The sequence below is a fragment of the Pseudomonas sp. JQ36 genome, assembly GCF_053851495.1.
This window is the reverse complement of the sequence record NZ_CM132642.1, coordinates 4,396,641-4,422,190: the sequence shown is the minus strand read 5'-3', so window position 1 is coordinate 4,422,190 and position 25,550 is coordinate 4,396,641. Positions and strand designations below refer to the sequence as shown.

At 61.2% G+C, this 25,550-nt stretch carries 25 protein-coding genes; 9 read left to right on the top strand and 16 right to left on the bottom strand.

All coding sequences use genetic code 11. The annotated features are described in order from the left end of the window. Positions 1-54 precede the first annotated feature (54 nt). The 5 genes from ACS4NR_RS19975 to ACS4NR_RS19955 all read right to left on the bottom strand — a co-directional run bounded on the left by ACS4NR_RS19975 (position 55) and on the right by ACS4NR_RS19955 (position 5,710). A complete protein-coding gene (locus ACS4NR_RS19975) occupies positions 55-1,287 on the bottom strand; it encodes an MFS transporter (RefSeq protein WP_456018156.1) in 1,233 nt (410 codons plus the stop codon). Beyond that, entirely contained in the window at positions 1,280-2,257 is a 978-nt protein-coding gene (locus tag ACS4NR_RS19970; protein ID WP_456018155.1) for a diiron oxygenase, read from the bottom strand. The genes ACS4NR_RS19975 and ACS4NR_RS19970 overlap by 8 nt, the downstream gene beginning before the upstream one ends. Beyond that, positions 2,254-3,327, bottom strand: a complete 1,074-nt coding sequence (locus ACS4NR_RS19965) for a SagB family peptide dehydrogenase (protein ID WP_456018154.1) — start codon at positions 3,325-3,327, stop codon at positions 2,254-2,256. Before ACS4NR_RS19965 ends, ACS4NR_RS19970 begins: the two co-directional genes overlap by 4 nt. A gap of 439 nt (positions 3,328-3,766) precedes the next feature. Next, positions 3,767-4,963 (bottom strand): class I SAM-dependent rRNA methyltransferase, encoded by a 1,197-nt coding sequence (locus tag ACS4NR_RS19960; protein ID WP_047596614.1) that lies wholly within the window; start codon positions 4,961-4,963, stop codon positions 3,767-3,769. Positions 4,964-5,170: 207 nt separating this feature from the next. Beyond that, positions 5,171-5,710 (bottom strand): type 1 glutamine amidotransferase domain-containing protein, encoded by a 540-nt coding sequence (locus ACS4NR_RS19955; RefSeq protein WP_456018153.1) that lies wholly within the window; start codon positions 5,708-5,710, stop codon positions 5,171-5,173. A 228-nt stretch (positions 5,711-5,938) separates the two neighbouring features. Here ACS4NR_RS19955 and ACS4NR_RS19950 point away from each other — a divergent pair, with 228 nt between their 5' ends. The 3 genes from ACS4NR_RS19950 to ACS4NR_RS19940 all read left to right on the top strand — a co-directional run bounded on the left by ACS4NR_RS19950 (position 5,939) and on the right by ACS4NR_RS19940 (position 7,969). Further along, positions 5,939-6,751, top strand: a complete 813-nt coding sequence (locus tag ACS4NR_RS19950; protein WP_171061892.1) for an HDOD domain-containing protein — start codon at positions 5,939-5,941, stop codon at positions 6,749-6,751. A 12-nt stretch (positions 6,752-6,763) separates the two neighbouring features. After that, complete coding sequence (mutM, locus tag ACS4NR_RS19945; RefSeq protein ID WP_095137561.1) at positions 6,764-7,576, top strand: bifunctional DNA-formamidopyrimidine glycosylase/DNA-(apurinic or apyrimidinic site) lyase; 813 nt, start codon at positions 6,764-6,766, stop codon at positions 7,574-7,576. A 69-nt stretch (positions 7,577-7,645) separates the two neighbouring features. Continuing rightward, complete coding sequence (locus tag ACS4NR_RS19940; protein WP_456018152.1) at positions 7,646-7,969, top strand: multidrug transporter; 324 nt, start codon at positions 7,646-7,648, stop codon at positions 7,967-7,969. A 132-nt stretch (positions 7,970-8,101) separates the two neighbouring features. Here the strand turns inward: ACS4NR_RS19940 and ACS4NR_RS19935 are convergent, their stop codons facing one another. From ACS4NR_RS19935 to ACS4NR_RS19915, 5 genes are all read right to left on the bottom strand, one after another. Beyond that, positions 8,102-8,353, bottom strand: coding sequence for a YfhL family 4Fe-4S dicluster ferredoxin (locus tag ACS4NR_RS19935; RefSeq protein ID WP_003195146.1), 252 nt, complete (start codon positions 8,351-8,353; stop codon positions 8,102-8,104). Between the two features lie 135 nt (positions 8,354-8,488). Further along, positions 8,489-8,968, bottom strand: coding sequence for a pantetheine-phosphate adenylyltransferase (gene coaD, locus ACS4NR_RS19930; RefSeq protein WP_003229157.1), 480 nt, complete (start codon positions 8,966-8,968; stop codon positions 8,489-8,491). Positions 8,969-9,083: 115 nt separating this feature from the next. Further along, positions 9,084-10,679 (bottom strand): GMC family oxidoreductase N-terminal domain-containing protein, encoded by a 1,596-nt coding sequence (locus ACS4NR_RS19925; RefSeq protein WP_456018151.1) that lies wholly within the window; start codon positions 10,677-10,679, stop codon positions 9,084-9,086. A 130-nt stretch (positions 10,680-10,809) separates the two neighbouring features. Beyond that, on the bottom strand, positions 10,810-11,355 hold the full coding sequence (locus ACS4NR_RS19920) for a twin-arginine translocation pathway signal protein (RefSeq protein ID WP_456018150.1): 546 nt from the start codon (positions 11,353-11,355) through the stop codon (positions 10,810-10,812). Between the two features lie 28 nt (positions 11,356-11,383). Next, on the bottom strand, positions 11,384-12,814 hold the full coding sequence (locus ACS4NR_RS19915) for a coniferyl aldehyde dehydrogenase (protein WP_456018149.1): 1,431 nt from the start codon (positions 12,812-12,814) through the stop codon (positions 11,384-11,386). 145 nt (positions 12,815-12,959) lie between these two features. Between ACS4NR_RS19915 and ACS4NR_RS19910 the strand changes: the two genes are divergently transcribed. Together ACS4NR_RS19910 and ACS4NR_RS19905 are read left to right on the top strand one after the other, a co-directional pair. Continuing rightward, the gene (locus ACS4NR_RS19910) at positions 12,960-13,631 is read left to right on the top strand and encodes a TetR/AcrR family transcriptional regulator (RefSeq protein ID WP_007964152.1); all 672 of its coding nucleotides are present in this window, start codon (positions 12,960-12,962) and stop codon (positions 13,629-13,631) included. A 31-nt stretch (positions 13,632-13,662) separates the two neighbouring features. Continuing rightward, on the top strand, positions 13,663-14,517 hold the full coding sequence (locus ACS4NR_RS19905; protein WP_456018148.1) for a sulfurtransferase: 855 nt from the start codon (positions 13,663-13,665) through the stop codon (positions 14,515-14,517). A 111-nt stretch (positions 14,518-14,628) separates the two neighbouring features. Here the strand turns inward: ACS4NR_RS19905 and ACS4NR_RS19900 are convergent, their stop codons facing one another. The 5 genes from ACS4NR_RS19900 to ACS4NR_RS19880 all read right to left on the bottom strand — a co-directional run bounded on the left by ACS4NR_RS19900 (position 14,629) and on the right by ACS4NR_RS19880 (position 20,017). Then, positions 14,629-15,468, bottom strand: coding sequence for an AraC family ligand binding domain-containing protein (locus ACS4NR_RS19900; RefSeq protein WP_456020401.1), 840 nt, complete (start codon positions 15,466-15,468; stop codon positions 14,629-14,631). Continuing rightward, the gene (locus ACS4NR_RS19895) at positions 15,465-16,463 is read right to left on the bottom strand and encodes a hydrolase (RefSeq protein ID WP_456018147.1); all 999 of its coding nucleotides are present in this window, start codon (positions 16,461-16,463) and stop codon (positions 15,465-15,467) included. The genes ACS4NR_RS19900 and ACS4NR_RS19895 overlap by 4 nt, the downstream gene beginning before the upstream one ends. Positions 16,464-16,576: 113 nt before the next feature. Next, positions 16,577-17,182: a 16S rRNA (guanine(966)-N(2))-methyltransferase RsmD gene (gene rsmD, locus ACS4NR_RS19890; protein WP_456018146.1), complete on the bottom strand. Its 606-nt coding sequence runs from the start codon at positions 17,180-17,182 to the stop codon at positions 16,577-16,579. Then, on the bottom strand, positions 17,182-18,669 hold the full coding sequence (locus ACS4NR_RS19885; protein ID WP_456018145.1) for a M16 family metallopeptidase: 1,488 nt from the start codon (positions 18,667-18,669) through the stop codon (positions 17,182-17,184). The genes rsmD and ACS4NR_RS19885 overlap by 1 nt, the downstream gene beginning before the upstream one ends. Then, positions 18,662-20,017 carry a M16 family metallopeptidase gene (locus ACS4NR_RS19880; RefSeq protein ID WP_025112091.1) on the bottom strand — a complete coding sequence of 452 codons (1,356 nt, stop codon included), beginning with the start codon at positions 20,015-20,017 and terminating at the stop codon, positions 18,662-18,664. The genes ACS4NR_RS19885 and ACS4NR_RS19880 overlap by 8 nt, the downstream gene beginning before the upstream one ends. A gap of 344 nt (positions 20,018-20,361) precedes the next feature. Between ACS4NR_RS19880 and ftsY the strand changes: the two genes are divergently transcribed. From ftsY to rpoH, 4 genes are all read left to right on the top strand, one after another. Then, positions 20,362-21,906, top strand: coding sequence for a signal recognition particle-docking protein FtsY (gene ftsY / locus ACS4NR_RS19875; protein ID WP_456018144.1), 1,545 nt, complete (start codon positions 20,362-20,364; stop codon positions 21,904-21,906). Next, a complete protein-coding gene (gene ftsE / locus ACS4NR_RS19870; protein ID WP_003229148.1) occupies positions 21,903-22,574 on the top strand; it encodes a cell division ATP-binding protein FtsE in 672 nt (223 codons plus the stop codon). The genes ftsY and ftsE overlap by 4 nt, the downstream gene beginning before the upstream one ends. Beyond that, the gene (gene ftsX, locus ACS4NR_RS19865; RefSeq protein WP_095137550.1) at positions 22,571-23,596 is read left to right on the top strand and encodes a permease-like cell division protein FtsX; all 1,026 of its coding nucleotides are present in this window, start codon (positions 22,571-22,573) and stop codon (positions 23,594-23,596) included. Before ftsE ends, ftsX begins: the two co-directional genes overlap by 4 nt. Before the next feature lie 115 nt (positions 23,597-23,711). Beyond that, a complete protein-coding gene (gene rpoH, locus ACS4NR_RS19860; protein ID WP_003229146.1) occupies positions 23,712-24,566 on the top strand; it encodes an RNA polymerase sigma factor RpoH in 855 nt (284 codons plus the stop codon). 198 nt (positions 24,567-24,764) lie between these two features. Here the strand turns inward: rpoH and mtgA are convergent, their stop codons facing one another. Next, the gene (gene mtgA / locus ACS4NR_RS19855) at positions 24,765-25,487 is read right to left on the bottom strand and encodes a monofunctional biosynthetic peptidoglycan transglycosylase (protein ID WP_430292017.1); all 723 of its coding nucleotides are present in this window, start codon (positions 25,485-25,487) and stop codon (positions 24,765-24,767) included. Positions 25,488-25,550 lie beyond the last annotated feature (63 nt).

Sequence of the window (25,550 nt, the reverse complement as noted above, 5' to 3'; positions counted from 1 at the left end):
GCGCAAAGCGTTGTTCCAGTGCCGACGGTGCTTATGGCATGACGATCGGCAGGCTCAATCGCTGCCAGAGGGCGTGACTGCGCCATTCTCGATGAAGCTGGCGCGGCGGCTGATCCGTTTGTTCAACGCCAGTGCGATGCCGCTGAGCAGGACAAAACAGTAACCGAGCGTGGCCTGTAGATTGCCTGGACTCAGGCTGATCAGCGCACTGATCAACCCGCCGCAAATGAAGATGATCGTGCTACCGGCCGAGGCCGAAGTACCGGCGTTCTCCGGGAACATGCCCATGGCGCGTGAGGTGGCGGCCGGGCGCGCAATGGTGGTGCCGGCGGTGCAGATCAGCATCGGGATCAGTACCGTGGCGGGCGAGAGCGCGAAGTACTGCGACAGGAGTAGCATCACCAGCCCCGCCAGCAGGATCAGGCTCAGCCCGACCACCATTTGCTGTCCGGGCGAGATTCGCCGGCTCAGCAGTGTGGCGACGATCCCGCCAGCGACATACGCCGCACCGTAGATCAGCAGGATCAGCGAGAAGTCGTAGGCTGACAGCTGCAATTGATCCATGAAGATCAACGGCGAAATGACGATGAACGAGAAGTGGCAGGCGAACGCGAAAGCCGAAATCAGCCAGTAGCCGACGAACTCGAAATCCCCCAGCACCCGTCGATAGGCGCTGAGAAAGTTGAGCGGTGTAGCCTTGACGGCTGGCCGACCACCCTCCAGAAACAGCCAGGCTTTGAGCAACACCACTGCCGCCAAAACGATGAAAAGCCAGAAGCTGCCGCGCCAGCCCAGGGTCGCTTGCAGAAAGGTGCCGGCCAGCGGTGATATGGAGATGAAGATCCCGGTGGCGGTCACCATCAGTATCCGCAGGCGATCGCGCTCTTTGCCTTCGAACAGATCCTGCACCAGTGCCTGTGACAGGACGAAACAGCCACAGCCGATGGCCTGCACGATGCGAAAGGCCATGAACAGCGTGTAGTCACTGGTCATTACGCAACCGATGGCGCCGAGGATCGAGACAGCCATGCCAGCGAGCAACAAGCCCTTGCGCCCGATAACATCGGACAACGGCCCGATCAGCAGTTGGGCAAAGGCAATGCCCACCGCGAACAGGCTGATCGACAGCGCGATGTCAGTCGGGGTGCTGGCGAAGTGTTCGGCCAGCGCCGGGAATGACGGCAGCAGGACATCCAGCGGAAACACTCCCAGCAGCACCATGGCCAAAAGCAGACTTACCGCCCCGCGTCGTTGTCGGGTAGTTGCCACCGTTCTTCCTTCAAGCATCGATCAGTCCTGCCTTGGCGAAAAGTTTGCGGTTATTGGGTAGCGCGAAAAATCCGGCTCTTTCGAGTGCGGCAAGCGTGGCCGTGGCTCCGGATCGGGCACGCTGGCGGCTGGCCTGTTCGTTGGTCAGGCTGTCGAGGATTTCCCTGATCGCGCCTTCGCCAATGCCGGCGCGGCGCAGGCTTTGGTGCAGCCATTGCTCGTCAACCTCGAAGAAGGTTGCCAGGGTCTCCAGCAAGGTTCTGGCCGCGAAGGCGCGCTGGCGGCTGCTCAGGGTCAACCAGAGGTAGTGGAAGACTTCGGAAAAAAACCGGCTGTGGCGCGCTTCGTCAGCGAGGTGGTCGCGCAACATGTCGTTAACGCTGCTGACCAGCGTTTCCCGACACACATCCAGCAACTCCCGGGCGATGATGGTTTCCGAGACAAAGCCGAGCAGAAACCATGCCAGTGGGCGCTTGCTCTCCGGCGTTCGGGCGATCTGACCGGTCAGCCGGGTGATGCGCAGCGGCATCTGTGGACGACCGGTGAAACCATGCAGTTCGGCGATCTGTTCAGCCAGATGATGGGAGAACAGTGCGTGATAACCCTCGTCGGTATAGAGCTGCAGCGCGGCGGTTTTCATCCGTGAAGGAATGTACGCGGGCAACTCGCCGTGGACGATGGTTTCCACGGCGCGGTTGACGATACGGTGTTCAAGCAGCGTGGTGTAGTCGAGAAAGTGCACTAGGTGGTTGGCAGCCAGCCGATGCATGACCCTCCTGCCTGCGGCTTCGATGGCCGGGTGGGACAGATACGGCAGGAATGCCGGCGGAAACCAGAAGCGGGTTTGCAGTTGCAATTGCAGGTCTGCCGGCAACTGGTAGTCGTGCCGGCTGGTGCGTACCGAAGCGTGGTTGTTCCAGTCGCCGAGGGTGAATCGAAGCGCCCAGGACTCTGGCGCTTCGGGTTGATCCACGGTTGAAGCGCTCATTTGCGCGTCTCCTGCAACAGGTCGCGCATTTCCTGACACATCGCCTGACCGTCGCTGGCGCCGCAGCCGACAAAGAACAACGGTTGTTCAGCGCTGCCTTCGAGTTTGAGCAGGGCTTCGACCTGGCGGTCGGCGAATGCCCCGGTCAGCCACGTTCCCAGGCCCAACGCCGTGGCCACCAGTTGAAAGGTCTGCGACAGGTGGCCCGCCTCGACGAACGCCATGCGATAAGCGCGCGAGTGTTCATACTTCCACCAGAGCTTGTCGAAACGAGCGGTGATGAACAGGCCCAGCGGCAGGTTGTTGATGAAGTGCTGACCCGCCAGCAAATGGCCGAGCGCGGGTTCGGGCAATGGATTGACCCGGCTGAGTGCATGTTCTGCCGGGTGATAGGCATAAATGCCCGGTTCCAGGCCCTCGATATTGCGTGCCAGGAGAAACCCTTCACAGGCATTCAACCCGCCACCCGATGGACTGCTGCGACGGGCGGCGAGGCCTTCGGCGATGCTCTCGTCGCGGTCATTGTCGCGATGGCGAAGAAAACCCAGCGAGAGATACATCAACGTGCCGACGTCGCCGAGCGTGATCGCTGCGCCAGTGAAGGAGCGACAGGTTTTTCTCAGACGCAGGACATTGCCCAGGCTGGCGACGGTCAGGGCCGCAGAGGCGGGCAGGGCGATTCGAGGTTCGTCTTGAGGTGTCGGCCGATCTTGTGTGGGTGCCGGCGTGGTCAGCACGGCGCTGCAATGGTTCAGGTATTGCCTGGACCACTCGTGAATATTCTGGGGTGTCTGTTCACAGGGAATGTTCTGGGTGCCGATATGATAAATCTTCGATAATTCATCCCAGCCCCATGGCGGACTGTCTATTTTTGCAACGGTTAATATGCCTGCATTCAGAAGTTGTGAGTCTATGATGTTGCGTCTGTCGAACTGTTCCGGATTATTGATAAGTTGTGCGAGTCTACAAGAGTAAGTCAGGTCCAGTTCATGCTGAGTGTGATCTTTATAGTTCCAGACTATTTGTCCGGGTGTGCGCGGCAATATGAATAAATAGGGATTGATATGCATGTTGTATTCATCGCTCTGGAAATAGTCGAAAGAACGCTGGGGTGCCGGCACTCCCCAGCGTTCTGGCTCACTTAGCGGGCTTTAGGCGCAACCAGGAAGGCCAGGTTTGCGATTTTGTTGGTTTCCAGAGTAATTGCTTTCATAAGTATGAACTCCTTGTTCATTGAGAGTGAATGTCACCGTCGTGGTGACAACTTAATAATAGGTTGTAATGAATTATTGGCAAGCGATACTTGGGTAGGAAATTTCTATTAATTTTGTCGGAGTGGGCGTGCTGCAAAGGCGGGTTTGTAAGTATTAATTCTTGAAATGTAATGGGCAGGGAAATGTCCTGCATACATGTAGGAAGTTAGTTGTAGGAAAGCAGCAGGGAATTCGACGACATTGCATCGCCGTAAAGCCAACGGGAAGCCCGCAGGCTCCCCGTTTCATGGGCCGATCAGCTGTTAGGCAGCAGGCGGCAGGTGATGCTCTTGATGTAGCGAGTCTCGGCGATGGCCGGGTGTACCGGGTGATCCGGGCCCTGACCGCCGCGCTCAAGCATCTGGATGTTGCGGTCCAGGTGACGGGCGCTGGTCAGCAGGATGTTCTGCAGGTCGTCCTCTGGCAGGTGCATGGAGCACGAAGCGCTGACCAGAATGCCGTCCTTGGTCAGCAGGCGCATGGCTTGCTCGTTCAGGCGACGGTAGGCGCCTTCACCGTTCTTCATGTCTTTCTTGCGCTTGATGAACGCTGGCGGGTCGGCAACGATCACGTCGAAACGTTCTTCGCTGGCCTTGAGCTCTTTCAAGGCTTCGAAGACGTCGCCTTCGATGCAGGTCATCTTGTCGGCGAAGCCGTTCAGCGCGGCGTTACGCTCGACGCCGTCGAGGGCGAAGCCCGATGCGTCGACGCAGAAGACTTCGCTGGCGCCGAACGCCGCAGCCTGCACGCCCCAGCCACCGATGTAACTATAGAGGTCGAGGACGCGTTTGCCTTTGGCGTAGGGGGCCAGACGGGCGCGGTTCATGCGGTGGTCGTAGAACCAGCCGGTTTTCTGGCCGCCAATGACCGGTGCTTCGAATTTCACGCCGTTCTCTTCCAGGGCGACCCACTCCGGCACCAGGCCGAACACGGTTTCGACGTAACGGTTGAGGCCTTCGGCATCACGAGCGGCGGAATCGTTCTTGAACAGAATGCCGCTTGGCTTGAGCACTTGGGTCAGTGCAGCGATCACGTCATCTTTATGCGCTTCCATGGTCGCCGAGGCGATCTGCACCACAAGGATGTCGCCGAAACGGTCGACCACCAGACCCGGCAGCAGATCGGAGTCGCCGTAGACCAGGCGGTAGAACGGTTTGTCGAACAGGCGCTCGCGCAGCGACAGGGCCACGTTGAGACGGTGCACCAGCAGCGACTTGTCCAGCGCCAGCTTGATGTCGCGCGACAACAGGCGTGCGCAGATCAGGTTGTTCGGGCTCATCGCGACGATGCCCAGCGGCTTGCCGCCGGCGGCTTCGAGGATCGCCTGATCGCCGGCCTTGAAGCCGTGCAGTGGCGTGGCGGCCACATCGATTTCGTTGCTGTAGACCCACAAGTGGCCGTTGCGCAGGCGACGGTCGGCGTTGGCTTTGAGGCGCAGGCTAGGCAGGGACATGACGTCGCTCCGGAAAAAAGAGCGGGATTATACCGTGTTGATGCGTGTGCAGGTTCAGCGCTGGACATGTGGCGAGGGAGCTTGCTCCCGCCGGGCTGCGAAGCGGCCCCAATTCATGCCACTCGATTCATCAGGAAGAACCGGTTGGCAGGGCTTGCGACTGCTGCGCAGCCGAGCGGGAGCAAGCTCCCTCGCCACAGAGGCGCGTCAGGCCGACAGCGCGTCGATCAGTTCTTTGTTGAACGCCGGAATATCGTCCGGCTGACGGCTGCTGATCAGGTGACCGTCCTTGACCACTTCTTTATCCACCCAGTTGGCGCCGGCATTCACCAGGTCATCCTTGAGGGTCTTGAAACTGGTCATGGTCTTGCCGTTGACCAGCCCGGCGGAAATCAGCAACCAGCCGCCATGGCAGATCACTGCAATCGGTTTGCCGGCCGAAGCGCCGGTCTTGACCAGATGCTGGGCGTCCTGGTCGATGCGGATGGTGTCGGAGTTCTGCACGCCGCCCGGCAAGACGATCGCGTCGTACTGCTCGCTACTGGCGCCTTGAAAAGTCTGGTCGACCTTGAAGTCATCCGCCGGTTTGTCGTGGTTCCAGCCTTTGACCTTGCCGGCCTCGGCCGAAAGGATGTCGACCTGGGCGCCGGCCTGCTCCAGTGCTTGCTTGGGGCCGGTCAATTCGACCTGTTCGAAACCGTCTGTAACCAAAATGGCGACGCGTTTGCCGTTGAGAATAGTGGCCATCGCTAAGCTCCTGAGTCTGTGGACGTTTGCCGCCGCACGGGAGCTGAGTCATCCCATGGGCATTACAGATTCCGAAGCCTGAGCGTGAATGAAAGTTCCTGACAATTGCCCACTGGTGTGTCGTCCCGCGGTTTTTAGAGGTTAGAATCGCCGCCTGTCCCAGAGTGTGTACTTATGTCCCAAGAGCTGACCACCGAACAGATTCAACAATCCCTGCAAGGCATCAGCGTGCCCGCGCAGCCGCAGATCATGGTGGATCTGCAGATGGAGCAGTACATGCCCGACCCGGATCTGGAGGTGATCGCCAAGCTGATCGCCCAGGATCCCGGCCTGTCCGGTTCTCTGCTGAAAATCGTCAATTCGCCGTATTACGGCCTGAGCAACAAGATCACTTCGATCCAGCGTGCGGTGAACCTGTTGGGCAGTCGTTCGATCATCAACCTGATCAACGCGCAGTCGATCAAGGGCGAGATGAACGACGACACCATCGTCACCCTCAACCGTTTCTGGGACACCGCCCAAGACGTGGCGATGACGTGCCTGACCCTGGCCAAGCGCATCGGCACTCAGGCCGGCGACGAAGCCTATGCCTTGGGGCTGTTCCACGACTGCGGCGTGCCGTTGATGCTGCAGCGCTTCCCCAACTACATGTCGGTACTGGAAAAGGCTTACGCCAATGCCAGCGCCGAATGCCGGGTGGTGGACACCGAGAACGCCGAGTTCAACACCAACCATGCCGTGGTCGGCTACTACACCGCCAAGTCGTGGCGCCTGCCGGAACACGTCAGCACGGCGATCGCCAATCACCACAATGCGCTGGCGATTTTCAGCGACGAGTCCTCGCGCAACAGCCAGATGAAAAATCTGCTGGCGATCCTGAAGATGGCCGAGCACATCTGTGCGTCTTATCGGGTGCTGGGTAATCAGACCGAAGACCACGAGTGGAACAGCATTGGCCCGCTGATTCTCGATTACGTGGGCTTGTCGGACTACGATTTCGAAACCCTCAAACAGACGATCCGCGACCTCGGCGCGCATTGATTCGAGAACGCCATGCCTGAATTGCCGGAAGTCGAAACCACCCGCCGGGGCATTGCTCCGCACCTGGAAGGCCAGCGCGTCAGCCGGGTGATCGTGCGTGATCGCCGGCTGCGCTGGCCGATCCCCGAAGACCTCGATGTGCGCCTGTCCGGGCAGCGTATCGTGCTGGTCGAGCGGCGGGCCAAGTATTTGTTGATCAACGCCGAAGTTGGCACTTTGATCAGCCACTTGGGCATGTCGGGCAACTTGCGGCTGGTGGAAGTCGGGTTGCCGGCGCTCAAGCATGAGCATGTCGATATCGAGCTGGAATCCGGTCTGGCGCTGCGCTACACCGATCCACGCCGCTTCGGAGCGATGCTCTGGAGTTCCGATCCGCTCAATCACGAACTGCTGATTCGCCTCGGGCCGGAGCCGTTGACCGATCTGTTCGACGGCGAGCGCCTGTTCCAGCTGTCGCGCGGGCGTTCGATGGCGGTCAAGCCGTTCATCATGGATAACGCGGTGGTGGTTGGCGTCGGCAACATTTACGCGACCGAAGCGCTGTTCGCCGCCGGGATCGATCCGCGCCGCGAAGCCAAGAGCATCTCCCGGGCGCGGTATTTGAAGCTGGCGATCGAGATCAAGCGCATCCTCGCAGCGGCCATCGAGCGCGGCGGCACCACGTTGCGTGATTTCATCGGCGGTGACGGGCAGCCGGGGTACTTCCAGCAGGAGCTCTTCGTTTATGGCCGTGGCGGTGAGCACTGCAAGGTCTGCGGTACTGGCCTGCGGGAAGTGAAGCTGGGGCAACGGGCCAGTGTGTTCTGTCCGCGCTGCCAGACCTGAGGCAAAAATCTGAAAAAGTCCTACGGTCTATAGTGAGTGATCTCACAGTTCAGCCCGAAGGATCGTGCCATGAAATCCTTGCAAGTCCTGTTTGCCGCACTGCTGCTGTGTTCCAGCCTGGCCGTTCAGGCCGCGGAGTACGGCAGCGGTGATCCGCGCTACACCATCCAGAACCCTCCCGCCTACGCCATGATTGGTGATTTGCTGATTGCCCGACCTTTATTGGTGGTGGCAACGGTGCTGGGTGCGGGGGTGTTTGTAGTGTCATTGCCGTTTACCGCGCTGGGTGGCGGGGTGGGCGATGCGGGGCAGGCGCTGGTGGGGGATCCGGCGAAAGCGGCGTTTATGCGGTGTCTGGGGTGTACAGGGGAGGGGTTTGAGCAGCGCGAGTGAGCTGATCAGGGTTTTGCGCTGTTGCTGATGGCCCTTTCGCGAGCAAGCCCGCTCCCACAGTGAAATGCATTCCAACTGTGGGAGCGGGCTTGCTCGCGAAAGGGCCCGGAAGAGCGCTACAAAACGTTCAGATCAGGCCTTGCCGGTGATCTTGCGGTATTTCTCCATCAACTGTTCTTCAGTCTCCGGATGCGCCTCGTCCAGTGGGATGCAATCCACCGGGCAGACCTGCTGGCACTGCGGCTCGTCGTAGTGGCCGACGCACTGGGTGCACAGGTTCGGGTCGATCACATAGATCTCTTCGCCTTGGGAAATCGCGGCGTTCGGGCACTCGGGTTCGCAGACGTCGCAGTTGATGCAATCGTCGGTGATGATCAGGGACATGCTAACTCCAGCCGGGGCGGCAGGCCCGGGCGCTATAAATCAATGCGCGCAATTGTGCCGCATTGGCGAGCGCAGTGCACGCGGCTGCGATCAAGGGCTGAAATCAAAAGCCAAGATCGCAGCCTGCGGCAGCTCCTACTTTTTGAAGCGTAGGGTCAGGGCATCGGCCACGGCCGGGTGCACGAACTTGCTGATATCGCCGCCCAGCGCGGCGATTTCCCGCACCAGCGTCGAGGAAATGAACGAATAACGCTCGGACGGGGTGAGGAACAGGCTCTCGACGTCCGGGGCCAACTGGCGGTTCATATTGGCCAGCTGAAATTCGTATTCGAAGTCCGACACCGCACGCAGGCCACGCAGGAACACGTTGGCGTTCTGCTCCTTGGCGAAATGCGCCAGCAGCGTCGAGAAGCCGACCACTTCGACGTTGGGCAGGTGTTTGGTGACCTCGCGAGCCAGTTCAACCCGTTGCTCCAGCGGGAACAGCGGGTTTTTCTTGGGGCTGGCGGCGACCGCAATGATCACGTGATCGAACAGGCGCGAGGCGCGTTCGACCAGATCGCCATGGCCCTTGGTAATAGGGTCGAAGGTACCTGGGTACAACACTCGGTTCATCGCGTCGTCCTGGCGGGAGTCCGTTGGGGAGTCGGATGGTATCGCAGCCGTCCCGGTCGGCCAAGTCGCCTGTTGGGTAAGAAAGCACTATAGACGACGCGATAAACCGGTTTTTTCACGGATTTCTCAGCCGATCGGCGAGGGCAGTCGCCAGTTGTGCGGTCAGCCCGTACACCGACAATTGCGGGTTGGCACCAATGCTGGTGGGGAACAACGAGCCGTCGTGAATCGACAGATTGCTCAGTTGATGATGCCGGCCAAGGCTGTCGGTGACTGCGCTTTTCGGTTCCTCGCCCATCGCACAACCGCCCATCACGTGGGCACTGCCCAAACGCGTGCGATACAGCTCCAGGTTCAAACCATCGATCAGCGTGCGGGCTTCGGCCAGGCTGTTCACGTAACGCGCATCGGCGTGCATCGGCATCACCGCTTTCGCACCGCCGGCGAACTGGATCTCGGCCATGCTGTGAAAGGCGCGGCGCAAGCCTTCCCAGGCGTAAGGCGAGACTTGATAGTCGAGCACAGGCGAGCCATCGCCGCGCAATTCGACACTGCCACCGGGGCTGTCCGGGTGGAAACCGTCGCGCAGCAACGCGAGCATCGCGTTTGTGTGCGGCAGATCAGCCATATGTTCGGCGTTCTGCTGGCCGAAACCGCCCAAGAGCGTTGCCGCAAGCGCCGGGTGCAGCGGTGGCACTTCGAGTTTGTAGCCCATCGGCCCGCTGGTGCCGTCCTTCCATTGAAAATGATCCGAGTAGATCGACTGCGGCGCGCCGTAGAACGGGTTGATCACCTCGTCGAAACGCCCGGCGGACATGTTCACCAGGTGCAGGAAGGTGCGTTTGCCGAGGCGCTGATGCGGATCCGGTGCATCCGAACGCAGCAGCAGGGCCGGGCTGTTGATGCCGCCGCCCGCCAGCACGTAATGCCGCGCCTTGATCGTGATTTTGCGTCCGGTCGGCGCGACGCAACGCTCGTCCATCGCCACGCATTGCAGGCCGGTGATCTTGTCGCTGTTGATCAGCAGTTTTTCCGCGCGGGCCAGGTACAGCAACTCGCCGCCCTTTTCCAGGGTCGCCGGAATGGTGGTAACCAGCATCGACTGCTTGGCGTTGGTCGGGCAGCCCATGCCGCAGTAGCCGATGTTCCAGCAGCCACGCACGTTGCGCGGGATCACGTGCCAGCTGTAGCCAAGTTGCTCGCAGCCCTTGCGGATCACGTCGTTGTTGGCATTGGGCGGGACCATCCACGGCGCGACGCCGAGGCGCTGTTCCATTTTTTCGAACCACGGCGCCATCTCGGCCGGGCTGTGACCTTTGACGTTGTGCTCCCTGGCCCAATGCTCGAGCGTCGGCTCCGGGGTGCGGAAACTCGACGTCCAGTTGATCAGCGTTGTACCGCCTACCGCACGGCCCTGGAGGATGGTGATTGCGCCGTCCTTGCTCATGCGGCCGATGCCTTCCTGATAGAGGCTGCTGTAGGCCGGGTCTTCGAGCATCTTGAAGTCGGAACTGGTCTTGAGCGGGCCTTCTTCGATCAGCAGCACTTTGTAACCGGCGGCGCTGAGGATTTCCGCCGTGGTGCCGCCACCGGCGCCGCTGCCGATGATCGCCACGTCGGCTTGCAGCGTCAGGTCATCGGTCAGTTGTGCGCCGTTGTAGGTTTTCCAGCCACGGGCGATGCCTTCGCGGAACGGGTCGGGTACGGGCATTGGTCAGGTTCTCTTTATTATTCTGGGTACGGTGGTGTGCCGGCTGGCGCCTTCGCGAGCAAGCCCGCTCCCACATTGAAATGCATTCCCTTGTGGGAGCGAGCTTGCTCGCGAAAGGCGCGACTCGATTTCAGACCTTGGGCGGGCCGGGGTAGCCGCAATGCGCCCAGGACTCGGCCCGGGTGTACCAGGCCATCATCACCATCTGCTGCAATGAGCTATGGCCCATGCGCAGCAGGCTCAACGAACTGTTCTGCCAGCGGTCGAGGAAGTGACGCATCGCCTCGGGGCTGGCGTTTTCCCAACTGCCCCAGATCCCGGTGAGCGGGCCACGGGTGACTGCCATGCCGAGCACATCGAACAATTGCCGGGTGAGTTTGAGCATCTCCGGCGATAGATGATCGAGGCTGTAATCCAGCGACTTGAGGGTGCCATCGATGGCACCGGGCATTTTTTCGCTCGCCACGGCGCCGTCGAGCATCACCGGAATCAGTGCGTGCAGAAACAGCAGGTCGCCGTCGCGCAAAGTGACGAAGCCATTGGCCGCGACACTCGATGAACAACCACTGAGACTGGCGCCGAGGCCGGCGGTGGCGAGAAATGCTGTGGCGCCGAGGCTGAATTTCAGCAGGCCACGGCGCGACAGAGCAGGTGTTTCGGTCAGGCTTGGGTGCATTGTTGTTATTACCCGGCGGTGACGACGATTAGCGGATGAACAGCTTCTGAATCAGTTTCTGGATCGATTTGCCGTAGGGCGGGTAAATCAGCCTGGCGGCATTGAAGCGCTGTTTGATCAGCACGCCCTTGGCCTTGCTGAAGGTCAGGAAGCCTTCGTGGCCGTGATAGTGGCCCATGCCCGAAGGGCCGATGCCGCCGAACGGCATGTCGTCCTGCGCCACGTGCAGCAGGGTGTCGTTCAGGCACACGCCGCCGGAGTGGGTTTCGTGCAGCACGCGGTTTTGCTCACGCTTGTCGTAGCCAAAGTAGTAAAGCGCCAGAGGACGCGGGCGCTGATTGATGTAGGCAAACGCCTGGTCGAGATCCTGATACGGCACGATCGGCAGCAACGGGCCGAAGATTTCGTCCTGCATCACGGTCATCTCGTCAGTGACATTGAGCAGCAGGCTGTGCGGCATGCGCCGGCCCTGGCCCTGTTCGAACAGCGGGATCAGCAGCGCGCCCTTGCTCGTGGCGTCGCTGACATAACCGTTCAGCCGGGCCAGTTGGCGCTCGTTGATGATCGCGGTGTAGTCCGGGTTGTCGGCGAGGGTTGGATAGAAATTGTTGACCACCTGGCGATAGGTTTCGACGAACGCTCCGACGCGGTCTTGCGGCACCAGCACGTAATCGGGGGCGACGCAGGTCTGGCCGGCGTTGAGGGTTTTACCGAAGGCGATGCGTTCGGCGGCGTCCTTGAGCGGCACGTCGCGAGAGACGATGGCCGGGGACTTGCCGCCCAGTTCGAGGGTCACCGGGGTCAGGTTTTCCGCTGCGGCGCGCATCACCTGTTTGCCGATGCTGGTGGCGCCGGTGAACAGCAGGTGATCAAAGCGCAGACGGGAAAACGCCACGCCGACATCGGCCTCGCCGAGCACCACGCAGACCAGATCTTCGGGAAAAATCCGCCCCAGCAGCGTCTTGAGCAACTGGCCGGTGGCGGGGGTCGATTCGCTGAGCTTGAGCATCACCCGGTTGCCCGCCGCGAGTGCGCCGACCAGCGGGCCGATGGCCAGATACAGCGGGTAGTTCCACGGGACGATGATGCCGACAACGCCGAGCGGCTGGTACACGACTTTTGCTGACGCTGGTTGAAAGGCCATGCCGACTTTGCGCCGCGAGGACTTCATCCAGCCCTTGAGGTGGCGGCTGGCGTAATGGATGCCGTGCAGGCTGGGCATCAGTTCGGCGAGCAGGGTTTCATCGGCGCTGCGATGACTGAAATCTGCGCTGATGGCTTCAACGAGCGCCTGCCGCTCATCGCTGAGCAAGTCGCGCAACGCCTTGAGCCACTGCTGGCGCTGGTCTGCCGCTGGCATCGGGTTGGCGGCATAGGCGGCGCGCTGTGCCGCGAACAGCCGATCCAGCTCTTCCAGGGGCTGTTGCAGCGTTTGCAGATATGCAATGTCGGCAGTCATCGTGGGCTCCGGATTTATTGTAGTGATGACTTTCTAGAGTCTATGCTCTAGAAAGTCAAATGACTTCCCGACACAGCTTTGTTTTATCCAGTTCCGGTTAGGTCGTAAGATGCCCCTCACCGCACTCTGAATTAAAGCTCAAGCCATGGCCCCACGAATAAAAACCAGCGAGCGCATCGTGCAGAACAGCCTCGAGCTGTTCAATCAGCAGGGCGAACGCAGCATCAGCACCAATCACATCGCCGCGCACATGGAGATTTCTCCGGGCAATCTGTACTACCACTTCCCCAACAAGCAGGCGATCATCGCCGTGCTGTTCAGTGAGTACGAAAGCCTGGTGGACAGCTTTCTGCGCCCGCCGCAGGGGCGTGCCGCCACCGTCGAAGACAAGCGCTATTACCTCAAGGAGCTGCTGTCGGCGATGTGGGGCTACCGCTTTCTGCATCGGGATCTGGAACACTTGCTCGACAGCGACCCGGACCTGGCCGCTCGCTACCGGCGTTTTTCCCAGCGCTGCGTGATCCAGGGCATGGCGATCTACGAAGGCTTCGTCGCCGCCGGCATTCTCAAGATGGATCGGGTGCAGATCGAATCCCTGACGATCAATGCCTGGATCATCCTCACCTCGTGGGTGCGTTTTCTGTGCACCACCCGGGAAAACTCCAACCACCTCAGCGAGCAGGCCATCAAGCGTGGCGTGTATCAGGTGCTGGTGCTGGAAGCCGGGTTCGTCACCGATCAGGCCCGCGAAGAGGTCAATGCCTTGTTCGACGAGTTTTACGTGCCGCTGGCCCAGGCCCTCGAGGAAGGGCGGTAACCCATTTCGAAGTCGCTCACAGGAGTCCGTTATGCCGATTGCGCAACTGCTCAGCCCGAATGCACTGGATGCCCGCAAGGAGCAGCCGGGGCTGGTGATTCTCGATTGTCGTTTTGCCCTCGAAGACCCCGACTACGGGCAGCGCAGCTATGCCGAAGGGCACATCGCCGGGGCCAGCTTCGCCGACCTTGAGCGCGATCTCAGTGGCAAGGTGATCAAAGGCGTGACCGGGCGTCACCCTTTGCCCGAGCCGGCGGCATTGATCGAACGTCTGCAAGCCTGGGGCATCAATGCCGACAGCGATGTGGTTCTCTACGACGACGGCCCCGGTGCCTATGCGGCTCGGGCCTGGTGGCTGCTGGCGTGGCTGGGCAAGCGCGATGGCGTGTTCATTCTCGACGGCGGGCTGAAGGCCTGGCACGCGGCGGGTCTGCCGCTGAGCCTGGATGCGCCATCGGTCAGCCGGGGCAATTTCAGCGGTCAGCCGGACATGAAACTGCTGCTGAGCGCCGAACAATTGCAGAAGCGGCTTGATCAGCCATCGCTGACGTTGCTCGACGCCCGGGCCTTGCCGCGCTTCAAGGGTGAGGTCGAGCCGATCGATCCGATTGCCGGGCACATTCCCGGCGCGCAATGTGCGACGTTTACCGAAAACCTCGGCAGCGACGGACGCTTCCTGCCGGCGGAGCAGCTCAAGCAGCGCTTTGCGGCGAAACTCGGCGAGCGTTCGCCTTCGGAACTGGTCGCTTACTGCGGCTCCGGGGTGACGGCGTGTCACAACCTGTTTGCGTTGTGCCTGGCGGGATATCCGCTGGGTTCGTTGTATGCCGGGTCGTGGAGTGAGTGGATCAACGAGCCTTCCCGAGGCATCGCCACGGGCGAATAAACTCACCATGCCCCCAATGTCGGAGCGGGCTTGCTCGCGAAAGCGGTGTGTCAGTCGACAGTGATGTCTGCTGAGACACCGCTTTCGCGAGCAAGCCCGCTCCCACAGGGGTTAATCGCCGCTGACAGGTTGTCGGGCACGGCGATACGCCGCCGGCCCCACGCCATACACCTGCTTGAACTGTCGGCTCAGATGACTCTGGTCGGCAAAGCCCAGTTGCATCGCGACTTCCACTGGCAGACAACCTTGCTGCAATAAACCTCGAGCCGTGGCGGTGCGTTGCTGCATCAGCCAGGTATGCGGTGGCATGCCGGTGGCGCGGCGGAACACCCGGGCGAAGTGGAAGGGCGACAGATTCACTGCGGCCGCCAGTTCTTCCAGCGACGGCGGCGCGGCGAGCCGGGCATGCAGCAGCTCCTTGGCCATCACCACCGCTCGATGCTCCTTGCCCGGTTTGCCGTTGATCTGCACCGCCGCATGACGCTGCAACAGCAGCAGCATCATTTCGCGCCACATCGTCTGCTGTTGCAGCGCGGTGGCCGGGCTTTCCAGCAAGCGATGCAACTGACAGAAACCATTGACCAGATCCGGGTCGCGGTACAGCGTCGCGCCAAACGCCGGCATCGGTGCGGTGGGCAGTTCCAGTTCTTCGAGCAGTGAAACGATCTTTCCGGTGTCGGGATAAAACGCCCGGTACAACCAGCCGTTTTCGGTGCCCTTGTGCCCGGTGTGCAATTCGTCCGGGTTGATCAGCACCAGAGTGCCGCTGCCTGCAAGGTGTTCGGCACCGCGATAGCGATAACGCTGGGCACCGGCCATGATCATGCCGATCACATAGCCGTCGTGCACGTGCGGGGCGAAGCGATGCTCGATGTAGCGCGCCGACAACAACTCGACCCCGGCCAGCGGTGCGGTTTGCCAGAATCGGATCGACTCGCCCTGATCGCTCATGACGTCACACGGGCCAGCCATTGCGGGATGCGCCGTTCCAGGTAGTAACCGGGCTGGCGCAACGTGCCATCGACGAAGCCGACATGCCCACCCTTGGCCTGCAGCTCGAACCGGGTGCTGGCGGAGAGTTCTTCGGCCGTCGGCAGGCTGTGGGGGAACACGAACGGATCGTCAGCGGCCTGAATGATCAGGGTCGGGGTGCGGATTTCACCGAGAAAGTAGCGGCTCGATGCCTGGCGATAGTAATCCTCGGCATCGGTAAAACCATGCAACGGCGCAGTGATCCGGCCATCGAAGTCCCAGAAGGTGCGCATGTTCTCCAGCGAACCGAGCGCCGCCAGAGCCGCCAGGCCATCCTCGCGTCCGTCATGCTGGAACTGGCGTTGCTTGTTCCTGATGTAGGCGACCATCTCGCGCATGAAGTGCGCCTGATAAACCTTGGAAAATCCCTGGCCAATGCGGTCTGCACACTGGTCAAGACGAAACGGCACCGACACCGCCACTGCACCGAGCACGCCGCTGTCGCTGCCGGTCTCGCCCAGATGCTTGAGCAACACATTGCCGCCGAGGGAATAACCGACCGCATACAGCGGCGCCAGTGGCCGCTTGGCGCGCAGGTGTCTGATGGCTTCGGCGAGGTCTTCGCTGGCACCGGAGTGGTAACTGCGCGGCAGCAGGTTGGGTTCGCCGGAGCAGCCGCGCCAGTTCAGCGCGACACTGGCCCAGCCTTGCGCGGCGAGGGCGGCCTGGATCCCGGCGACGTAGGGTGAATTTGAAGAGCCGGTCAGCCCATGCAGCACCAGCACCAGCGGCGCCTCGGCGCTGTGCGGGCCATGCCAGTCGAGATCGAGGAAATCCCCGTCGTCCAGCCACAAGCGTTCACGCTCGCGATCAAGGTGCACGGTTTTGCGCCACAGCGGCCCCCACAAGGTTTGCAGGTGCGGATTGCCGAGGCCGAAGGCGGGGGTGAAGCGTTCAGTTTCCAGAGGGCACACACCTTTTGTGGCGAGGGAGCTTGCTCCCGCTGGGACGCGAAGCGGCCCTTTTTTGGGACTGCTGCGCAGTCCAGCGGGAGCAAGCTCCCTCGCCACAGGGTTGTTCAATATGTTCAGTTAGCTGCCATACGTTGCCACAACGCGTAGTACACCCGCCCGGATTTCTGCTCGCGGTGCAGGCGCCAGTTGCCCGGCAGGCCCAGCGTCGAAGGCGCGGTCTCGCTTTCAGTGTAGATCCACGAATCCGCTGCCAGCCATTGACGCTCTTCCAACAGGGTGCAGACCGCCGGCAGCAGGTTCTGGTTGAACGGCGGATCGAGGAACACCAGATCAAACGGCGTGGCCACCTGGGTTTCCAGATAACGCAGCGCGTCCGCGGTTTGCACCTGACCATTGGTGCAGCGCAGGGTGCCGAGGTGTTCTTTCAGGCTCGACACCGCTACGTGGCTGGCATCCAGCGCCTGACCCATGGACGCGCCACGGGACAGTGCTTCAAGAAACAGCGCGCCGCTGCCGGCGAACGGGTCCAGCACCTTGGCCCCGGCCACATACGGCGCGAGCCAGTTGAACAGGGTTTCGCGCACGCGATCCGGTGTCGGTCGCAGGCCCGGCGCATCGGGGAAGCTCAGTTTGCGGCTGCGCCATTCGCCGCCGATGATGCGCAGCTGGTTCACACCGTTGTGAACGTTCTGCGCAGGTTTTTTAGGACGAGTAGCCATTAATGCTCCGGAACCCCGAGCGGTTGCTCGGCAGGTTTATCAGATGGGGCCGGTAACGGCTTTTGCGGCACGGTCGGGCCAGCGCTGACGATGACCAGTTTGTCCGTGCTCAGGTGTTTGTTCATCGCGTCTTTGACCTGCTCGACAGTCAGGCTCTGGGACTGACGCATGAAGTCATCCAGATAGCTCAACGGCAGATTATAGAAGCCCATGGCGCCCAGCTGGCCGACGATATCGGCGTTGCTCGCGGTGGACAGCGGGAAGCTGCCGGCCAGTTCGCGTTTGGCGTCGTCGAGTTCTTTCTGGGTCGGGCCGCTCTTCAGATAATCGGCGAGCACGTCCTGCACCAGTTTCAGGGTGCCTTCGCTCATTTCCGCGCGGGTCTGCAGGTTGATCATGAACGGGCCGCGAGCCTGCATCGGGCTGAAACCCGAGTACACGCCGTAGGTCAGGCCGCGCTTCTCGCGTACTTCGCTCATCAGGCGGGTGCCGAAACCGCCGCCACCGAGGATCTGGTTGCCCATCGACAGCGCCGCGTAATCCGGGTCGTCACGGTCGATGCCCAGTTGCGCGAGCAACAGGTTGGTCTGCTTCGACGGGAACTCGATGTGATTGACGCTGGCTTTCGGTTCCTGCGGCTGGGCGATTTTCGCCAGCGCCAGGCCTTTCGGCAGGGCGCCAGAGACTTGATTGGCAATTGCCTCGGCTTCTGCGCGCGACAGGTCACCGACCAGTGCGATTACCACGTTCCCCGCCGCGTAGGCCTTGGCGTGGAACTCACGCAACTGTGCCAGTGTGATCTTTGGCACGCTCTGCGGGTTGCCGTCGCTGGAATGCGCATACGGGTGGTCGCCGTACAAGCGCTTCATCAGCTCGAGGCTGGCGAGTTTGCCGGGGTTCTGTTTCTGGTATTCGAAACCGGCGAGCATCTGGTTCTTGATGCGCGCGAAGGAGTCGGCCGGGAAGGTCGGTTTGCCCACCACTTCGGAGAACAGCTTGAGCGCCGGCTCACGTTGCTCGGCAGCACTCAGACTGCGCAGCGAAGCCAGCGCCATGTCCTTGTAGGCACCGTTGCCGAAATCCGCACCGAGGCTTTCGAAGCCTTGGGCGATGGCGCTGACGTCCTTGCCCGCCACACCCTCGTTGAGCATGGCATTGGTCAGGACTGCCAGGCCCGGTGCATTGCCGTCCTGACTGCTGCCGGCGGCGAAGATCAGGCGCATGTCGAACATCGGCAGCTCATGGGCTTCGACGAACAGCACCTTGGCGCCTTCGGCGGTGTTCCAGGTCTGCACGTCGAGCTTGCGGCTGGCCGGGGCCTTGCCGTCGAGTTCGGCCAGCGATTGCAGCTTCTGGCTGGTCTTGGCGTTGTCCAGTGCTTCGCTGGCGTCGGTTTTGACACCGGGCATCAGATAGAACGCGGCGGAGCCGATGACCGCCACGGCGATCAGGCCAAGCAACAGGCGTGGGGATTTGCGCTCACTCATGAGTCGTCTCCAGTGGCAGGACATGGGCGACGCTGAGACGTTCGCGGGTGAAATACAGCTTGGCGGCGTTCTGGATGTCTTGCGGGGTCACGCTTTCCAGGTCGGCAAGTTCGGTGTCCATCAACTTCCACGACAGACCGACCGTTTCCAGTTGACCAATGGCGGTGGCCTGACTGGTGATCGAGTCACGTTCGAATACCAGGCCGGCGATGACCTGTGCCCGCACGCGCTCGAGTTCTTCGGCGGACGGTGCGGTGGTTTTCAGCTGTTCCAGCAGTTTCCACAGACCGGCTTCAGCTTGCGCCATGGTCTTTTTCTTCTGCGTGTTCGGCGTCGCCGACAGGGTGAACAGGCTGTCGCCACGGGTGTAGGCGTCGTAGCTCGACGAACCGCCGGAAACCAGCTCTTCGCCGCGCTCCAGTTGCGTCGGGATGCGCCCGCTGTAGCCGCCGTCGAGCAGCGCCGAGATCAGGCGCAGGGCGTTGACCGAGCGCTTGTCTTCAGCGGTGGCGATGCTGGGTACGTTGAAACCGAGCATCAGGCTCGGCAGTTGGGTCTGCACGTGCAAGGTGATCTGGCGCTCACCCGGCTCGGCCAGCTCCAGCGGTTTTTTTGCCGGTGGCACGTCGCGCTTGGCAATCGGCCCGAAGTAGCGCTGGGCGAGGGTCTTCACTTCATCAGGAGTGACGTCGCCGACCACCACCAGCGTGGCGTTGTTCGGCACATACCAGGACTGATACCAATGCCGCAGCTCCTCGACTTTCATCCGGTCCAGATCCGCCATCCAGCCGATGGTCGGCGTGTGGTAGCCGCTGGCCGGGTAAGCCATCGCCTTGTAGCGCTCGTAAGCCTTGGACATCGGCTTGTCGTCGGTGCGCAGGCGGCGCTCTTCCTTGATGACTTCGATTTCCTTGGCGAACTCGTCAGCCGGCAGGCGCAGATTGGCCATGCGGTCGGCTTCCAGTTCGAAGGCCACGCCCAGACGATCGCGGGCCAGCACCTGGTAATAGGCGGTGAAATCGTCGCTGGTGAAGGCGTTTTCTTCGGCGCCAAGGTCGCGCAGGATCAGCGAGGCTTCGCCGGGGCCGACCTTTTCGCTGCCCTTGAACATCATGTGCTCGAGTGCGTGGGACAGACCGGTCTGGCCCGGAGTTTCGTAGCTGGAACCGACCTTGTACCAGACCTGCGACACCACCACCGGCGCGCGATGGTCTTCGCGCACGACGACCTTCAGGCCGTTGTCGAGGGTGAATTCGTGGGTCGGTTGCGGGTCGGCCGCCAGGGCCGAAAGGGGCAGACAGACTGTGCTGAGCAGCAGGCCTGCAGCGCGGCGGGCTAGAGCATTCATTCGTTTTTTAACCTGTTGGGCTGCCCGCTTGGTCTTAGCGTCGGCGGGCGAGAGGGTGCTAGGATACTGATCCGTTTTACCGGCGACCACGCCTATCAGGTTTTCAGGCCTGATGCGGTTGTATAGGTTGGCGGCAGAAAGCTGCGGTTTATCGACTAGACTTCGCTTTTTCGCCGATTTTGCCGGTTTAGTCCTTCGTTAATACGAATCTTTGGGGTGCCGCTGGCGCCTCGACAAAATGTTGCGCGTGAACAAGCTGGATGAAACACAGTCTGTTCTGCATCGAATATTTATTTGCCGGGGCGCCCTTATGGCGCGTCGCTACCGTGAGATAGCCGTCCTCCATGTTTGGTTCCAACGACGACAAGAAGACCCCAGCTGCGGCTGGCGAGAAGAAAAGCCTGTTCGGATGGCTGCGTAAGAAACCGCAGGAACCCGTCGTCGAACAGCCGCCCGCGATTCCTGAACCGGCTCCGACGCCAGCGCCTGCTATAGAAGAAGAGCCGGCGCCGATCGTGCTGCCCATTGCCGAGCCGGTGCTGCAACCGGTCGAGCCCGAGCCAGAACCTGAAACCCCGGTGGCGGCCGAGCTGCCACTGACTCCGGCGGCCGAGCCGTGGCTGACCTTGCCGGTGGCGGAAGAGCCGGTGGCCTTGGTCGAAGAGGCCGCGCCGCATGTGACGCCGCCGATTCCTGCACCTGCCGCGTTCGTCCCTGAAGTCGCTCCGGCGCCTGTGGTTGAGCCCGTTGTCGAGCCTGCTCCGGTTGTTCCCGAGCCAGTGGCCCCGGTGTTCGTTGCCCCTGTTGCGCCGGTCGTTCAGCAGCCCGAGCCTGCACCTGCACCTGCACCTGCACCTGCACCTGCACCTGCACCTGCACCGGTCGTCGCTGCTCCGGTGGTGCCGGCAGAAGTGGTTGCTGAAGCGCCAGTGGAAGCCCCGCGCAGCGAAGAAACCAAAGTCGGCTTCTTCGCCCGCCTCAAGCAAGGCCTGTCGAAAACCAGCGCCAGCATCGGCGAGGGCATGGCCAGCCTGTTTCTCGGCCGTAAAACCATTGATGACGATCTGCTCGATGAACTGGAAACCCGTCTGCTCACCGCCGACGTCGGTGTCGAAGCCACCACGCAGATCATCCAGCGTCTGACCCAGAAGGTCGCCCGCAAAGAGCTGGCCGACGCCGACGCGCTGTACAAATCGTTGCAGGCCGAGCTGGCCGCGATGCTCAAGCCGGTCGAGCAGCCGCTGAAAATCGCCTCGCAGAGCAAGCCGTTCGTGATTCTGGTGGTCGGCGTCAACGGCGCCGGCAAGACCACCACCATCGGCAAACTGGCGAAGAAGCTGCAGCTGGAGGGCAAGAAAGTCATGCTCGCCGCCGGCGACACCTTCCGCGCCGCTGCCGTTGAGCAGTTGCAGGTCTGGGGCGAGCGCAACAAGATCCCGGTGATTGCCCAGCACACTGGCGCCGACTCGGCGTCGGTGATCTTTGACGCCGTGCAGGCCGCCAAGGCCCGTGGCATCGACGTGCTGATCGCCGACACCGCCGGTCGTCTGCACACCAAAGACAACCTGATGGAAGAGCTGAAGAAAGTTCGTCGGGTAATCGGCAAACTCGACGCCGACGCGCCGCACGAAGTGCTGCTGGTGCTCGACGCCGGTACCGGTCAGAACGCCATCAACCAGGCCAAGCAATTCAACCAGACCGTCGAACTGACCGGCCTGGCGCTGACCAAGCTCGATGGCACCGCCAAGGGCGGGGTGATATTCGCCCTGGCCAAGCAGTTTGGCCTGCCGATCCGCTACATCGGCGTCGGTGAAGGCATCGACGACCTGCGTACCTTTGAAGCCGAACCCTTTGTCCAGGCACTGTTTGCCGAGCGGGAGCGTTCATGATTCGTTTCGAACAGGTCGGTAAACGCTACCCGAACGGTCACGTCGGCTTGCATGAGCTGAGCTTTCGAGTCCGTCGTGGCGAGTTTCTGTTTGTCACCGGTCACTCCGGTGCCGGTAAGTCCACGCTGTTGCGCCTGCTGCTGGCGATGGAGCGGCCGACCAGCGGCAAACTGCTGCTGGCCGGGCAGGACCTGAGCACCATCAGCAACGCGCAGATTCCATTCCTGCGTCGGCAGATCGGCGTGGTGTTTCAGAACCACCAGTTGCTGTTTGATCGCACGGTGTTCAACAACGTCGCGCTGCCGCTGCAGATTCTCGGGCTGTCCAAGGCCGAGATCGCCAAGCGCGTCGATTCGGCGCTGGAACGCGTGGCGCTGTCGGATAAAACCGATCTATATCCAGGCGACCTGTCCACCGGTCAGCAACAGCGCGTCGGCATCGCCCGCGCCATCGTCCACCGTCCGGCCCTGCTGCTGGCGGACGAACCGACCGGTAACCTCGACCCGCGTCTGGCGGCCGAAATCATGGGCGTGTTCGAAGACATCAACCGCTTGGGCACCAGTGTGCTGATCGCCAGTCACGACCTGGCCCTGATTGCGCGCATGCGTCACCGCATGCTGACCTTGCAGCGCGGCCGATTGATCGGCGACGGGGAGGCCGGCGTATGAGTGCGACACGCAGTCCCAAGGTTTCCGAACGCGTGGCCCCGAAGGCCGCCGATCCGCAGCCGCCAAAGAAGAAAAAACACGACGATGACGACGGCCCGGACTTTTCCACGCTGTTGCATTCGTGGATCGAAAGTCACCGCGCCAGCCTGCTCGACAGCCTGCGGCGCCTCGGCAAACAGCCGATCGGCAGCTTCTTCACCTGCATGGTGATGGCCGTGGCGTTGAGCTTGCCGATGGGCCTGTCGCTGCTGATCAACAACGTTGAACGTCTGGGTGGTTCGTGGCAGCGTGCGGCGCAGATTTCGCTGTACCTGCAACTGGATGCCACGCCCGCGCAGGGCGAATCGTTGCGCGAACAGATCAAAGGCATGCCTGGCGTCGCTGAGGCCGAATATGTCGGTCGCGATCAGGCGCTGGAAGAATTTCAGCAGCAGTCCGGTCTGGGCGAAGCCCTGCGCGAGCTGCCGGAAAACCCGCTGCCGGGCGTGGTGCTGGTGACTCCGAACGAGGTCGACAAGCCGACCCTGGAAGCATTAAGACAAAAACTTTCCGAGCTGCCCAAGGTACAACAGGCGCAACTTGATCTAGTCTGGGTCGAGCGTCTGGCCGCCATCCTCAAGCTCGGTGACCGCTTTGTCTTCGGTCTGACGGTGCTTTTGGTGTCTGCATTACTTTTGGTGATAGGCAATACCATTCGTCTTCATATTGAAAACCGCCGCACAGAGATAGAAGTGATTAAACTCGTCGGCGGCACTGACAGTTATGTGCGTCGTCCTTTCCTTTATATGGGCGCGTTGTATGGCTTCGGTGCAGGTGTCTTGTCCTGGGGTGTGCTGGCGTTCGGCCTGAACTGGCTGAACGACGCGGTGGTTGGGCTGGCCGGCTTGTACGGCAGTGATTTCGCGCTGGCCGGAGTGCCAGTTGCCGACGGTCTGTCGCTCTTGCTTGGCGCGGTGCTGTTGGGTTATATCGGTGCATGGATTGCAGTCGCACGTCATCTCAGGGAGCTGGCGCCGAAGTAGAATCTTTTTTGCGCGTGATTGACCTTGCGGTTTTTTTGGGAACTTGTACTTGAATTCCCGGTCAATTTTTCGCAGTGCCGAGAGGCACGAGTATGTAAGTGGGAGGTTTTTTCGCATGACCAATTCTTTGCAACCTGCGTACGCGTTGGTTCCGGGTGCAAACCTGGAAGCCTATGTGCACACCGTCAACAGCATTCCATTGCTGACGCCGGAGCAGGAGCGTGAACTGGCCGAGAGTCTCTACTATGAGCAGGATTTGGGGGCGGCTCGGCAGATGGTGCTCGCCCACCTGCGATTTGTCGTACACATCGCCCGTAGCTATTCCGGCTACGGTCTGGCTCAGGCTGACCTGATCCAGGAAGGCAACGTCGGCCTGATGAAGGCGGTAAAACGCTTCAACCCGGAAATGGGTGTGCGTCTGGTGTCGTTCGCCGTGCACTGGATCAAGGCGGAAATTCACGAGTTCATCCTGCGCAACTGGCGTATTGTGAAGGTCGCGACCACCAAGGCTCAGCGCAAGCTGTTCTTCAACCTGCGCAGCCAGAAGAAACGTCTGGCGTGGCTGAACAACGAGGAAGTCCACCGTGTGGCGGAAAGCCTCGGCGTCGAACCACGTGAAGTGCGCGAGATGGAAAGTCGCCTGACCGGCCATGACATGGCCTTCGACCCGGCTGCAGAAGCTGACGACGACAGTGCTTTCCAGTCGCCGGCCAACTATCTGGAAGACCACCGGTACGACCCGGCGCGTCAACTGGAAGATGCCGACTGGAGCGACAACTCCAACCACAACCTGCACGAAGCGCTGGAAGTGCTGGACGAACGTAGCCGCGACATCCTCTACCAGCGCTGGCTGGCAGAAGAGAAAGCCACGCTGCACGACCTGGCGCAGAAGTACAACGTGTCGGCCGAGCGGATCCGTCAGCTCGAGAAGAGCGCGATGAACAAGCTCAAGTTGTCGATCGCCGCATAACCGGTGCTCAGGCAACAAAAAACGCCCCGATCAGTGATGATCGGGGCGTTTTCATTTCTGTTCCAACACAAATCCCTGTGGGAGCGGGCTTGCTCGCGAAAGCGTCGTATCAGTCACCTACAATGCTGGCTGACCCACCGCCTTCGCGAGCAAGCCCGCTCCCACAGTGATTGATGGTGTCTGAATGATTGAATGTGGTTATTGGGCCCACGGCGCCCGACGCGAATCATCAAGCCCCAGCAAATAACTGGTTCCGCCCAACTGGCTCATCTGCTGCCGAATCCACCCGGCCCGGCGCGAAACATAAGCCGTCGGATGGCTGGCGCTCCACACTCGCGGGTTAGGCAGCACCGCCGCCAGATAACTCGCCTGCTGCCGCGACAGTGATTTGGCGCTCACGCCAAAGTGATGGCGTGCCGCCGCTTCGGCACCAAACACCCCGTCATCCCACTCGACGCTGTTCAGATAAACCTCAAGAATTCGCTGCTTGGGCCAGAACACCTCGATCAGTGCGGTAAACCAAGCTTCCAGGCCTTTGCGCAGATAGCTGCGACCGGACCACAGAAACAGGTTCTTCGACACCTGCTGGCTCAAGGTGCTGGCGCCGCGAATCGAGCCGCCGAGTTCGTTGTGGGCCAGTGCAGCCTGGATCGCGCCGAAGTCAAAGCCCCAGTGCTCGGGAAATTTCTGGTCTTCGCCGGCCATGACCGCGACTTTGAGATCGTCGGAGATCTCGTCCCACGGTTTCCAGGTGCGCTGCAGGTCAATCGGCTCGCCGTCGACCCAGGATTCGACCTTGCGCTCGACCATCAACGCCGTGCCCGGCGGCGGCACGAAGCGAAACAGCAACACCAGCAATACACTGCCACCTGCGAACCAGAGCAGGGCCTTCGTGAGACGACGCAAAAGTGAACGCAGCATAGAGATGGCTTGGCCGAACCGATAGAGCGGGCCATTATACAGACCCTGCCGAACGAGTCTGAC

What these genes read in the sequence shown, in the direction of transcription:
- ACS4NR_RS19975 (WP_456018156.1), bottom strand. Translation starts at nt 1,287, where the DNA reads ATGCTTGAAGGAAGAACGGTGGCAACTACCCGACAACGACGCGGGGCG.
- rsmD (WP_456018146.1), bottom strand. Translation starts at nt 17,182, where the DNA reads ATGGCTACTCGTCCTAAAAAACCTGCGCAGAACGTTCACAACGGTGTG.
- ACS4NR_RS19905 (WP_456018148.1), top strand. Translation starts at nt 13,663, where the DNA reads ATGCCGATTGCGCAACTGCTCAGCCCGAATGCACTGGATGCCCGCAAG.
- ACS4NR_RS19955 (WP_456018153.1), bottom strand. Translation starts at nt 5,710, where the DNA reads ATGGCCACTATTCTCAACGGCAAACGCGTCGCCATTTTGGTTACAGAC.
- ACS4NR_RS19940 (WP_456018152.1), top strand. Translation starts at nt 7,646, where the DNA reads ATGAAATCCTTGCAAGTCCTGTTTGCCGCACTGCTGCTGTGTTCCAGC.
- ftsY (WP_456018144.1), top strand. Translation starts at nt 20,362, where the DNA reads ATGTTTGGTTCCAACGACGACAAGAAGACCCCAGCTGCGGCTGGCGAG.
- ACS4NR_RS19920 (WP_456018150.1), bottom strand. Translation starts at nt 11,355, where the DNA reads ATGCACCCAAGCCTGACCGAAACACCTGCTCTGTCGCGCCGTGGCCTG.
- ACS4NR_RS19885 (WP_456018145.1), bottom strand. Translation starts at nt 18,669, where the DNA reads ATGAGTGAGCGCAAATCCCCACGCCTGTTGCTTGGCCTGATCGCCGTG.
- ACS4NR_RS19960 (WP_047596614.1), bottom strand. Translation starts at nt 4,963, where the DNA reads ATGTCCCTGCCTAGCCTGCGCCTCAAAGCCAACGCCGACCGTCGCCTG.
- rpoH (WP_003229146.1), top strand. Translation starts at nt 23,712, where the DNA reads ATGACCAATTCTTTGCAACCTGCGTACGCGTTGGTTCCGGGTGCAAAC.
- ACS4NR_RS19925 (WP_456018151.1), bottom strand. Translation starts at nt 10,679, where the DNA reads ATGCCCGTACCCGACCCGTTCCGCGAAGGCATCGCCCGTGGCTGGAAA.
- mutM (WP_095137561.1), top strand. Translation starts at nt 6,764, where the DNA reads ATGCCTGAATTGCCGGAAGTCGAAACCACCCGCCGGGGCATTGCTCCG.
- ftsE (WP_003229148.1), top strand. Translation starts at nt 21,903, where the DNA reads ATGATTCGTTTCGAACAGGTCGGTAAACGCTACCCGAACGGTCACGTC.
- ACS4NR_RS19965 (WP_456018154.1), bottom strand. Translation starts at nt 3,327, where the DNA reads ATGCATATCAATCCCTATTTATTCATATTGCCGCGCACACCCGGACAA.
- ACS4NR_RS19900 (WP_456020401.1), bottom strand. Translation starts at nt 15,468, where the DNA reads ATGAGCGATCAGGGCGAGTCGATCCGATTCTGGCAAACCGCACCGCTG.
- ACS4NR_RS19910 (WP_007964152.1), top strand. Translation starts at nt 12,960, where the DNA reads ATGGCCCCACGAATAAAAACCAGCGAGCGCATCGTGCAGAACAGCCTC.
- ACS4NR_RS19915 (WP_456018149.1), bottom strand. Translation starts at nt 12,814, where the DNA reads ATGACTGCCGACATTGCATATCTGCAAACGCTGCAACAGCCCCTGGAA.
- coaD (WP_003229157.1), bottom strand. Translation starts at nt 8,968, where the DNA reads ATGAACCGAGTGTTGTACCCAGGTACCTTCGACCCTATTACCAAGGGC.
- mtgA (WP_430292017.1), bottom strand. Translation starts at nt 25,487, where the DNA reads ATGCTGCGTTCACTTTTGCGTCGTCTCACGAAGGCCCTGCTCTGGTTC.
- ftsX (WP_095137550.1), top strand. Translation starts at nt 22,571, where the DNA reads ATGAGTGCGACACGCAGTCCCAAGGTTTCCGAACGCGTGGCCCCGAAG.
- ACS4NR_RS19880 (WP_025112091.1), bottom strand. Translation starts at nt 20,017, where the DNA reads ATGAATGCTCTAGCCCGCCGCGCTGCAGGCCTGCTGCTCAGCACAGTC.
- ACS4NR_RS19935 (WP_003195146.1), bottom strand. Translation starts at nt 8,353, where the DNA reads ATGTCCCTGATCATCACCGACGATTGCATCAACTGCGACGTCTGCGAA.
- ACS4NR_RS19970 (WP_456018155.1), bottom strand. Translation starts at nt 2,257, where the DNA reads ATGAGCGCTTCAACCGTGGATCAACCCGAAGCGCCAGAGTCCTGGGCG.